Annotated in this window: 11 protein-coding genes and 1 tRNA gene; 1 reads left to right on the top strand and 11 read right to left on the bottom strand. The window is 46.7% G+C overall.

Annotation, left to right across the window (positions count from 1 at the left end):
• Window positions 1–842 precede the first annotated feature (842 nt).
• Entirely contained in the window at window positions 843–1,994 is a 1,152-nt protein-coding gene (locus METBU_RS0121145; RefSeq protein WP_017842511.1) for a hypothetical protein, read from the bottom strand.
• Between the two features lie 345 nt (window positions 1,995–2,339).
• Here METBU_RS0121145 and METBU_RS24900 point away from each other — a divergent pair, with 345 nt between their 5' ends.
• Complete coding sequence (locus METBU_RS24900; RefSeq protein ID WP_017842510.1) at window positions 2,340–3,419, top strand: tyrosine-type recombinase/integrase; 1,080 nt, start codon at window positions 2,340–2,342, stop codon at window positions 3,417–3,419.
• A gap of 67 nt (window positions 3,420–3,486) precedes the next feature.
• Here the strand turns inward: METBU_RS24900 and METBU_RS0121130 are convergent.
• The 10 genes from METBU_RS0121130 to ybgC all read right to left on the bottom strand — a co-directional run bounded on the left by METBU_RS0121130 (window position 3,487) and on the right by ybgC (window position 10,996).
• Window positions 3,487–3,562, bottom strand: a tRNA-Lys gene (locus METBU_RS0121130).
• Window positions 3,563–3,612: 50 nt separating this feature from the next.
• Window positions 3,613–4,290, bottom strand: coding sequence for a 7-cyano-7-deazaguanine synthase QueC (gene queC / locus METBU_RS0121125; protein ID WP_017842509.1), 678 nt, complete (start codon window positions 4,288–4,290; stop codon window positions 3,613–3,615).
• Between the two features lie 5 nt (window positions 4,291–4,295).
• Window positions 4,296–4,937: a 7-carboxy-7-deazaguanine synthase QueE gene (gene queE / locus METBU_RS0121120; protein ID WP_017842508.1), complete on the bottom strand. Its 642-nt coding sequence runs from the start codon at window positions 4,935–4,937 to the stop codon at window positions 4,296–4,298.
• Window positions 4,938–4,939: 2 nt separating this feature from the next.
• Window positions 4,940–5,758: a tol-pal system protein YbgF gene (gene ybgF / locus METBU_RS0121115; RefSeq protein WP_017842507.1), complete on the bottom strand. Its 819-nt coding sequence runs from the start codon at window positions 5,756–5,758 to the stop codon at window positions 4,940–4,942.
• On the bottom strand, window positions 5,758–6,357 hold the full coding sequence (pal, locus tag METBU_RS0121110) for a peptidoglycan-associated lipoprotein Pal (RefSeq protein ID WP_017842506.1): 600 nt from the start codon (window positions 6,355–6,357) through the stop codon (window positions 5,758–5,760). Before pal ends, ybgF begins: the two co-directional genes overlap by 1 nt.
• Before the next feature lie 87 nt (window positions 6,358–6,444).
• A complete protein-coding gene (gene tolB, locus METBU_RS0121105) occupies window positions 6,445–7,737 on the bottom strand; it encodes a Tol-Pal system beta propeller repeat protein TolB (RefSeq protein WP_017842505.1) in 1,293 nt (430 codons plus the stop codon).
• Between the two features lie 73 nt (window positions 7,738–7,810).
• Window positions 7,811–9,493: a cell envelope integrity protein TolA gene (gene tolA / locus METBU_RS0121100; protein WP_017842504.1), complete on the bottom strand. Its 1,683-nt coding sequence runs from the start codon at window positions 9,491–9,493 to the stop codon at window positions 7,811–7,813.
• A 6-nt stretch (window positions 9,494–9,499) separates the two neighbouring features.
• On the bottom strand, window positions 9,500–9,928 hold the full coding sequence (tolR, locus tag METBU_RS0121095) for a protein TolR (protein WP_017842503.1): 429 nt from the start codon (window positions 9,926–9,928) through the stop codon (window positions 9,500–9,502).
• Complete coding sequence (gene tolQ, locus METBU_RS0121090; protein ID WP_014147531.1) at window positions 9,925–10,602, bottom strand: protein TolQ; 678 nt, start codon at window positions 10,600–10,602, stop codon at window positions 9,925–9,927. Before tolQ ends, tolR begins: the two co-directional genes overlap by 4 nt.
• Window positions 10,592–10,996 (bottom strand): tol-pal system-associated acyl-CoA thioesterase, encoded by a 405-nt coding sequence (gene ybgC / locus METBU_RS0121085; protein WP_017842502.1) that lies wholly within the window; start codon window positions 10,994–10,996, stop codon window positions 10,592–10,594. The genes tolQ and ybgC overlap by 11 nt, the downstream gene beginning before the upstream one ends.
• Window positions 10,997–11,192 lie beyond the last annotated feature (196 nt).

The raw sequence follows: 11,192 nt of genomic DNA, 5'->3' as shown, positions 1-11,192 counted from the left end.
ATGCATTGAGTAATGGTGCTGGTGAAGATTCCCAGCCAATCGCGCAAATAGGCTTGGATTCTGCGGCGCGATGCCCGTAGGGACAATGAGAGATAGACCAGAAAACTGACCAGCCGGGGGCCGCACAGATGCCATTCGCTCAGGGCTACGCTCCAGCCGTCTTCGTCGGCGCCTCGCCCGGGCTCGGCAAGGGTTTGATGACCGCAGGGACAGGTCGCCGAGAAGTAGTCATGTCGGCTATGTTCGATTTGTAATTTCGGCGATTCGGCGTTGCCGATTTCAAGCTCCAGTTCGAACCGGGCGTTCCAGGGTCGGTAGTCGGTGTTGTCGGCAAACGATTGCCTACACGCGGCGCAGCAATCCGGGCGATGCTCAATTGTCCGTGTCACCGGTAAGGTCAGGTTGCGGCTATAGCCTGGGNTACCGACTTGGCGCCCGGCTTTTTTAGGCTTTNCGCTATCACCGGTCGCCGCCGGAGGTGTTGCCGAGTCCTGGCTAGGTAAGTCATCTGACGAAGACTCAGACGAATCCAGTGCCGACAAGTCGTCCGTTGCCGGCGCTTCTTCCGACGGTTCGGCGCTGGATTGATTCGATTGCCAAGGCTCCCGGGATGACGGCGGACGCGAACTCGTATCCGGGGATTGTTTGAGTCGTTCTCGGGCTTCTTTGAGATCCGCCAACAGTTGCTTACTCAATGGACGCAACTCACCCTCCGGCAAATCATCCAGATAGTCCGTGTCCATTTGGCTAAGGTCTCGGTCGCTCAACGTCATGTCCTATAGCTTTTCATGTTTTAACGGGAGATGCTACTTTTTTAGTGATGGGGGGCTAAACGATTACTGCTAATCAGGACTTTTTTTACTGTGTTGCTTAAGTTTTATAACTTCATTTATATTGTTTATTTTTTTTGAAACATAATAGTAATCTTTTTCAATAACAGAGGCATCGCAATCTATGAATTCTGCAATATCATGTGAAAGCTTTTCCGCAACATTAGTAATGGAGGTTTTCTTTATACCATTTTTGTTCTTCTTCACTTCATCGTAGCACATCAACCCAACGAGATTCTTTGTTATGGAATTATAACGGTCTAATATAGGGCAGTATTGGCTAGATAACTTTAATTTTGAGCCTATGGTCGGAACTGGATCGTTGAGCTCAAAACCAGGATAATCCCCTGATTGCAACTTGTCAAAAAACCACATTGCTTGCCTACCACGAAGATGGTCAACAAATTCATCCAATACTTCATCTAAGTTTTGAAAATCCTTATCAACTCTAACACTCAACACAATAGAGTTTGTTACTTCCTCCCCATCAATCTTAATTTCATTGTAATCAGAGTTATAGATACAATAATTTTCATTTCTAAAAAAAATAACATTCGGCGACAAAAAAGGGACCTGTGAAAAACAATGAATAGTTTTATAAGTGCCGTCTTCTTCTAATTTCTTTTCTATTCTGGCAGTTCCAATTTTTCCTATCAATTTATTTGTATCTCTATAATTTCCATCGATATGCTTACACCACCAATTAAATACAGCCTTTATATTTTGCTGACTTGTTAAATCTGAAAAGCGATATGCCAGGTCTTTTTGACTTGGTTTCACATGTTCTTTTAACTCGTTAAATGGTGTAAACAAAAGATTAGTATCTTGCTCTGAAAACTGCAAGCTACCATAACCTAAATAAATGCACAGACTATCTAAGCTAATGTATGAAAACTGGAGTGCATTTAGTGTCCAGTCAACTAAATCATGTAATTCCAAATCTATAGGATATATGCATCCCGGATCGTCAGGAAAATATAAATTAGTTTGAGATAATTTATTAACCGTATCTAATTTAATAAATTTCTTTCTAATAAGTTTTTTTAGGGTTTGAATTCTACGTAAATCTTTGCTGCAATTTTGCCTCAAATATCGAAGATAAAATTCAAAGGTAAAAAATTGCTCAAACGAATCTAAAACCAATTTTTCCTTATCTAAAACCAATTTTTCGTACCTATAAGCGACATCAGGATCGGGGTTTTCTTAATTGTCAATGACTGGTTCTCCAAATGTTAGCGATCCTTCTAAAATTGTTACAGTTCTGGCCAAATAATACCACGCTACACAACCATGCATGACGATGACATACGGATTCCCACCTCGCATTTTAAGACCTACCGAAGCTCAGTATTATTGCGGCATGGGGAGAACCGTGTTCGAAAGAGAGATTAGACCCTATTTGCCTGAAATTCAAATGGGAAATCAAGGTGTCGGATTTGATTTAATTGACCTCGATGCAGTTTTAGATGATTATAAAACCCGCAACGTGAGGGTTAAGGAGAAACCATCATGGCAAGAAAAAAATTTCCAGGACTCTACTGGGACAAGGAAACAGGAAAAGGCGCGGTTGACAAACGGATCAATGGCCTCGGACGAGTTCGGCACCGCTTTACAGCGAGCACGTGGAGTGAAGCGGAAGCGGAATACCACGGAGCAATAGCGACTGCAAAAACTCAAGCGGCGGCACCGAAGCTAAAGACTTTCAGAGAGGCGGCGACTAAGTATTTGAACGAGGAAACCAAATCCAGTTTATCGAGAGATGCCGATTGTTTGGCGAATCTTGATCCGTGGATTGGGCCGCTACCGCTCGATCAAATTCATCAAGGGACTCTACAGCCCTTCATCGAACATCGCCGGGAACAAGGAATTAAAAGCGCAACGGTTGTTAGAGAGCTTGCGGTCGTAAGACGCATTTTGACACTGGCATCCAGGGTTTGGCGCGACCTTGATAATCAAGCCTGGCTTTCTGTTGCGCCTCTGCTAAGGATGCCGGATTGGAAAGATGCGGCCAAGCCTTACCCGCTTTCAATAGATGAGCAAAGGCGTTTGCTTAAAGAACTGCCCGATCATTTAGCTGAAATGGCGTTGTTTGCAATCCATACCGGTGCTCGTGATAATGTCGTCGCTGAATTGCGCTGGGCTTGGGAAATTAAGGTACCGGAAATTGGATCTTCGGTTTTTCTGGTGCCGGGTGAGTTCACAAAAAACGAAACCACCTACCTGATAGTGCTGAACAGTGTGGCGAAAAAGGTCATCGAGAACCTACGCGGTAAACACAATACCCACGTATTTGGTTATCGTGGCAAACCGGTTGACCGGATGAACAATTCGGCATGGAGAAAAGCGTGGACAAGAGCAGGATTGCCAGTCGGTGACAACGTATTATCGGGACCGCATAATCTGAGACATACCTTTGCTAGGCGTCTGCGTTTAGCCGGAGTACCTCTGGAGACAAGGAAGGCGCTGATGCACCATATCGACGGAGATATCACGGTCCACTACTCGCCCGCCGAAGTGGGTGAATTATTAGATGCGGTCGAGAAATTGACCAAGGTAGAAGGGGTAACGATGCTGCGATTAGCATCATGAATTACCCAGTGGGTAATTTCAGACATAAAAAAAGCACTTGGCTATAAACCTAAGCGCTTGAATTTGTTGGTGGGTCGTGTGCGATTCGAACGCACGACCATCGCATTAAAAGTGCGGTGCTCTACCGGCTGAGCTAACGACCCAACAAAGATTGACTATTATAAGGATATTTCGGCTTTGTGCAACTCTTTTTTTATTTTTTTTGGTAGCGAGTCGGATCTTCAATTCCTGCCAACTCGAAACCCGCTTTGCGAAGCCTGCAGGCATCGCAAACGCCGCAAGCATTACCGAATTTATCCGCAGAATAGCACGATACGGTTTGACTGTAATCGACGCCTAATTCCGAACCGGTGCGTATGATATCCGCTTTACTCATTTCGATCAATGGGACATGTATCGAAAAATGCCCTCCTTCAACTCCTGCCTTGGTAGCCAATTCGGCAAGCGATTGAAAAGCCTTGATAAACTCTGGCCGACAATCGGGATAACCGGAATAATCTATCGCATTCACGCCGATAAAAATATCTCTCGAATTCAGAACTTCAGCCCATCCCAATGCAAAAGATAGAAAAATCGTATTTCTGGCCGGCACATAAGTAACCGGTATACCTGGCTGCAACGAATTGGGTACGGCGATGTGCTCATCGGTCAAGGCAGAGCCGCCAATATCATTTAACCCGATATGAATAATTTTATGATCGACGACGCCGTATTCCGCGGCTATGTGTTTGGCCGCTTGCAGTTCGGCATTATGCCTTTGACCGTAATCGAAACTCAGTGCATAACAGGCGTAGCCTTGCCTTTTGGCAAGCGCTAATACAGTAATCGAATCCAATCCGCCGGATAATAAAACGACCGCTTTTTTTTGCATGATTCTTAACGTCCTTGCGCGTCATTCCACAACAGTTTATGCAACTGAATCTGGAATCTGACCGGTAAATTATCGTTCAGTATTTTTTCGGCTAATTCTGTTGGGTCCTGCTGCCCCATCGTTGGCGAAAATAATAAATCACAGCGCTGGTCTAAATTATATTGATCGATGATAGACTTCGACCATTGGTAATCATGGTCATCGCCGATCACAAACTTCACCTGATCGTTGGCTTTCAGATACGCGATGTTATCGAATAGATTTCTGTGAAGCTCGCCTGAACTTGGCGTTTTCAAGTCCATGACTTTAACAACGCGATCGTCGACACCTGACACATCGAGTGCTCCGCTGGTTTCAATCGAAACCTGATAACCCAAATCGGCCAAGCGGCTCATTAACTCGAGACAAGCGGACTGAGCCAAAGGCTCGCCGCCAGTCACAGTAATGTATTTCGTGCGATATTGGCTGACGCGATTGATGATTTCATCAATCGCCATCCTTTCGCCGCCGCTAAAGGCATAGGCGGTATCGCAATAGACACACCTCAACGGACATCCGGTCAAACGAATAAAAACCGTCGGCAAGCCGACAGTATTGGACTCGCCTTGCAACGAGTAAAATATCTCAGTGATTTTTAACGAGGACACGGTTACTGATTGTTATTTAGCTGCTGTAGTTTTTTGGCCGCTAAATGAGCGGCTGTCGTGCCGGGATAGTTTGCGGTAATACGAGTAAAATATTCACGCGCTTTGGCAAGGTTATTTTGCTCTAATTCGATATAGCCAAGCTTCAACAAGCCGTCTCTCACCTTCGGGCTATTCGGATAATTCGTAATGAGTTTATTGAATGCTTCGCGCGACAAACTGACTTCGCGGTTCACCTTATAAGCCTCGCCTAACCAATATTGCGCATTATCGGAATACTCTCCCGCCGGATAATCAGTCAAAAATTGTTTAAACTCGGAAATGGCGTTACTGTAATGACCATTCTTCAACGTTTCATAAGCTTGCTGATAACGCTGTTTTTCGGACTCAATACTTGCCGGTTTTACCGGTTCCGGCTTAGTTTGAATGGCTTGCGGTTGCTGTATAACTGGCGCGACGGAAGGAGCTGGCTGTGGCTCCACTTCCGGCTCAGGCACTGTTTCCGGAATGGATTGAGCGCCAACTCCCGCACTCTCAATGACTTGAAGGCGCTGATCCAAATCGGAATAAATCGTATTTTGACGCTTTTTCAACTCGGTAATCGTATACGCCTGCTCTTCCACTTGCCCACGCAGTTGCTGAACCTCGACTTGCAATTGTTCGACGCGGCCTAGTATTTCATAGAGCGTACTAGCGGCCGAAGGCTTGGGGGCATTGGCAACGGCAGCAGGATAAGCGGCGTTATCGACCACCGGCGGTAACGGCATTCTTTGCGCGTATACGCTACCGCTAATTGATAACAATAACAGCAGGCGTACTTTCATTATTGACCCTGGTAAAGCAATTCGACGCGGCGATTCAGCTGATAAGCCGATTCATCATGTCCGTCAACGGCCGGCTTTTCTTCACCGTAACTAACGATTTGTAATTGGCTTTCCGATACACCTTGAACTTTCATCATTCTAGCGACCGACTTGGCTCTTTGCTCGCCCAATGCAATATTGTATTCGGATGAACCGCGCTCATCGGCATGCCCTTCCAAAGTCAAGCGTCGAGTTGGATGCGACACCAAATATTGTGCGTGTGCGGCGATCACCGGAATAAAATCCTGCTGAACCTGACTACTGTCGAACATGAAATAAATCGTGCTTTTCGACAACGGATTTGAAGGATCGCTGAATTCGGATCCTAAAAACGCATTAGGATACTCGGCACTGCCGCTACCGTACCCACTGCCACTGCCACTGCCATAAGTTTCCGAGCCGGATATTCCCGACCCATCGCCATAACCGGATAGACTCGCATCGGCGGTACCGCCTTGCGTTCCGTCCATGAAATCGGTAGCCGTTTCGTCATCCGAACTACAGCCTGTTAATAATGCAGCCATAATTGCTAACGCTAAGACTGATTGATTCAATTTCATTTAAGTGCTTCTCCAAAAATATAAGCCACTAATATTACAATAATTTATTAATTTCCAACGGATTGTCCGTTGGCGATATTTGCCGGGCTAAGGCGACCAGGCCGGTTCACGCACCTCACCGCTGTTAAGTACTAATTTTTGTTGCATTCTACCATCGATGGATACGACCGATAAAACCGTTCTACCCCCCTGTTTCGTCGCATAGAGTATTTTGGTACCGTTCGGCGAAAAACTCGGCGCATCGTCCAAAGGCCCTCCAGTTAACACGTTAATTGTTCTCGACCCCATATCCATCACCGCTATGCGATAATCGCCTTTGTTGCCATGAACCATTGCCAAACTACTACCGTCGCTTGAGAACGACGCACCGGCATTATATGCGCCATCGAAAGTCAATCGTTTTACCTGACCTCCGCGAGCCGGCATCATATACAGTTGCGGCTTACCTCCGCGGTCGGACGTAAATACGATATGCTTGCCGTCAGGCGACCATACAGGCTCGGTATCGATCGAATAGCCGGTAGACAATTTAGTCAGCGAGCGCGAGGATAAATCCAGTGTAAATATATCGGGACTGCCATCTTTCGATAGCGTCAACGCCAACTTAGAACCGTCCGGCGACCAGGCCGGCGCGCCGTTGATGCCGGGAAAATAGGCCACTCGGGTCCGTTTACCGGTTGCCAGTACCTGCACATAAATCGCTGACGCCTTGCTTTCAAAAGATACGTAAGCAAGCATCCTTCCATCGGGGGACCACGCCGGCGACATAACCGGCTCATAGGAAGCTGCTACCGTCCTAGGCCCATAGCCATCGGCATCAGCCACTTCCAAATTATATTTTTTCCTTCCGTTCGGCTCTTTGTTGACCGTAACATAGGCAATACGTCCGCTAAAGTCGCCTTTCTTACCGATCAGCTTTTCAAAAATCAGATCGCTAATGTGATGCGCCGATTTTCGCAGTTCGTTGCTCGGAACCGTCATCCGATAACCCAGCATTTGTTCGTTTTTATAAACATCGAACAATTGGAAATTGATATTATACCTTCCACCTTCCGGTATGACTTGACCGATCACCAAATAGTCTTGACCCAATACCTGCCAATTACGGAAACGCACTTCTTCCGGTGTTGTCGGCTTCGTCAACATATCCTTGCGCGGCAAGGTGTTGAAATAACCGCTACGATTCAAATCGTTATCAACAACCTCGGCGATATCGACCGGAATGGCTGTCTGCCCCGCTTGCCCGCCAAACGGCACTATCGCGATCGGCATCGCTTTTTCCGAACCTTTAGTGATTTGAATAGTTAATTCAGCTTGGCTAAGCGATGCGTACAACGCGATGAAACTGAAAAGCGTAAAATTTTTTATCAAATAAAACACGTTTACCTCTTAATACCTGTAATCATTTGGATGGTTGCCCCATCGCTGTTTTCAATCGTTTAAATTAGAGTTTTCAACATCCCGGGCAAAACACGAACGTAAAGCTTTTAAACGATGCATAGAGCTCTCTGGGAAATGTTAATGGCGATGCCTTTTTAACCGCATTTTCAGCCGAACGATCGAATGCTGGATCGCCACTACTTGACACAACCGACGCATCCATTACCGAGCCATCCGAAAGTAAATTGACTCGGATCGTACATTTTAATTGTCCTTGCGACGAAACCGGTCGAATCCAACTTCTTTCAACTTTATTTCTAATCTCCGCTATCGCTTTATTTTTAGCGTCGCTTAATTCTTGCTGACGCTTAGCTTCGGCTTGTTTTCTAGCTTCTTCGGCTGCGGCTGCAGCCTGCTTTCTAGCCTCATCTTCTTGTCGCAATTTTTCTGCTTGTTGTCTAGCCAATTCCGATAACCGCTCGGCCTCTCGCTTTTCTGCTTCGGCTTTTTGCCTCGCCAATTCTTCTTGCCGGCGCTTTTCGGCCGCAGCTTCCTCAGCTTTTCGTTTTTCTTCGGCGGCTCTTTTCGCTGCCTCTTCGGCCTTACGCTTTTCAGCGGCTAAACGATCGGCTTCGGCTTTTTGCTTGGCGGCTTCCTCAGCCTTGCGCTTCTCTGCAGCTAATTGTTCGGCTTTTAGTTTTTCCGCTGCCGCCTTTTGTTTCGCCGCTTCCTCGGCTTTACGTTTCTCGGCCGCCACACGTTCGGCTTCGGCCTTTTGTTTGGCGGCTTCTTCCGCCTTGCGCTTCTCTGCGGCCAATTGTTCAGCCTTTACTTTTTCCGATGCTGCCTTTTGCTTGGCCGCTTCATCGGCTTTACGTTTCTCGGCCGCGATACGCTCGGCTTCGGCCTTTTGTTTGGCGGCTTCTTCCGCCTTGCGCTTCTCTGCGGCCAATTGTTCGGCCTTTACTTTTTCCGATGCTGCCTTTTGCTTGGCCGCTTCATCGGCTTTACGTTTCTCGGCAGCCACACGTTCGGCTTCGGCTTTTTGTTTGGCGGCTTCTTCCGCCTTGCGCTTCTCTGCAGCCAATTGTTCGGCCTTGAGTTTATCGGCCGCTGCTTTTTGCTTGGCCGTTTCCTCGGCTTTACGCTTCTCGGCGGCCAATTGTTCAGCCTTGAGTTTATCGGCGGCTGCTTTTTGCTTGGCCGTTTCCTCGGCCTTGCGTTTCTCGGCCGCTACACGTTCGGCTTCGGCTTTTTGTTTGGCTGCTTCTTCCGCCTTACGCTTCTCTGCAGCCAATTGTTCGGCCTTGAGTTTATCGGCCGCTGCTTTTTGCTTGGCCGCTTCATCGGCTTTACGTTTCTCGGCCGCGACACGTTCGGCTTCGGCCTTTTGTTTGGCTACTTCTTCCGCTTTACGCTTCTCTGCAGCCAATTGTTCGGCCTTTAGTTGTTCGGCAGCCATTTTTTTTTGCTGCTCGACCAATTGTTGCTGCTTAAGCTTTTCGTCTTCTTGCCGTTTAGCTTCTTCCATTTGGCGTTGCGACTCGAGTAGCTTATTTTGCTGTGTCTTCAGTCGCTCCGCCTCAGCCTGAATCAACGACTCATCGATCACCATCGCTTCAATAATCTCGGGCGCGGGGCCTGTCTCAAACACTGGAGATTTCGAATCGAAGCTGAGCATAAATACGCTAAGAAGCAGAACGTGCAGAGTCAGGGCCAGGATAAAAGGCCCGGTTAATTTACGTTTACTAATCATACGTATTTAATGCTGATATGGCTGTGTCATTAATCCTACTTTAGGTACTCCCGCATTTTTTAAGGCCGCCATCGCACTGATAACCTTGCCATAATCAACAAACTTATCACCTCGAATAAATACTTGTATTGTCGGTTTATCCCTAAGCACATCGGCAACCGTGGCTGTCATTTCATCAGCCCCCATCTCCTGACTTTCCTGTCCTGCCATATCCACATAAAAACGCCCTTCGCGATCGATAGACACGATTACCGGCGGATCGTTCTGCTGCTCGGCAGTCTCGGTGTCTGCTTGAGGCAAGTCAACTTCGACCCCGGTCTGAAGCATCGGCGCAGTCACCATGAAAATAATCAACAACACCAAAGTTACGTCAATGTAAGGAACGACATTGATCTCGGCTTTAGGCTTTCTGCGGCCTGATTGTCTACTGCTCATTGACTGTGCGCCTGCCTTTGCAATAAAACGACAAATTCATCGATAAAGAGTTCATACCGCCCGATCAAACGATCCAAACGACTAGCAAAACGGTTGTAGGCAATTACAGCAGGAATAGCGGCAAACAGCCCCATTGCTGTGGCTATCAATGCCTCGGCGATGCCCGGAGCGACTTGAGCCAAGGTTGCTTGTTGCACATTACCCAATGAACGAAATGAATTCATGATCCCCCAAACCGTTCCGAACAAACCGACATACGGGCTAATCGATCCGACCGTCGCCAAAAAAGGCAAATGTTCGTCGAGTCGTTCCAGCTCCCGGTTTAACTCGATCTTCATCGCGCGCTGCGCATTTTCGACTTGAACCTCAGGATCGATACCGGCTTTTTGCCGCATCCTTGAATACTCTCGGTAACCCGCCAGAAAAATTTTCTCGATGCCTTCCGGTTCGAAATCGGCATCGGTCAATCTTTTATATAGATCGCTAAGCTCGACACCCGACCAAAATTCCTCTTCAAATTCATCCGCAATATCGGCCGCTTTAGCAAGTTCTCTAGTTTTCGAAAAAATATAAGTCCAAGAAACAACTGACGCGACAACTAAGATCAACATCACCAGTTGAACAATAAAACTGGCTTCTTTAATTAAATGAAACAAGGATAAATCAGCATTCATTATGTAATGGCTCTAATAAAATGTCAGGTATGGCTTTTGGCCTCATGTTTTTGGAATCCAAGCAAGCGATACGCACCGTTCCGGTACATAACACATCGCTTCCCCGGGTAATGGTTTGCTCGAATATTAGACTGGCTTTTTTAGCTAAAGTCACTATGGCGCTGACATTTATTTGCTCGTTGAAGCGCGCGGGCATTAAATAATCGATCTGAACCGAGCGTACAACGAAAATAATTCCTTGCTCGTCGATCAAGCGATCTTGCTCGAACCCCATTGAGCGCAGCATTTCGGTTCGTGCCCGCTCGAAAAACTTCAAATAATTCGCATAGAAAACGACGCCTCCGGCATCGGTATCCTCGTAATAAATCCGAACGGGCCAATTAAATGTTTGCATAGGGATGATTGTTTAGAGACTATTTGAGATGTAAAAACGTGAACGAGAGTTGTGAATAGTGAATAGTGAATAGTGAATAGTGAATAGTGAATAGTGAATAGTGAATAGTGAATAGTGAATAGTGAATAGTGAAATGATGTGACTTTTCTATCATTTGTCAAGCACAAACTTCCCCCTTCCCCCTTCCCCCTTCCCC

The sequence above is a fragment of the Methylotuvimicrobium buryatense 5G genome (genome assembly GCF_000341735.1).
Taxonomy (GTDB): Bacteria; Pseudomonadota; Gammaproteobacteria; order Methylococcales; family Methylomonadaceae; genus Methylotuvimicrobium; species Methylotuvimicrobium buryatense.
This window is presented reverse-complemented; position numbering and strand designations above follow the sequence as displayed.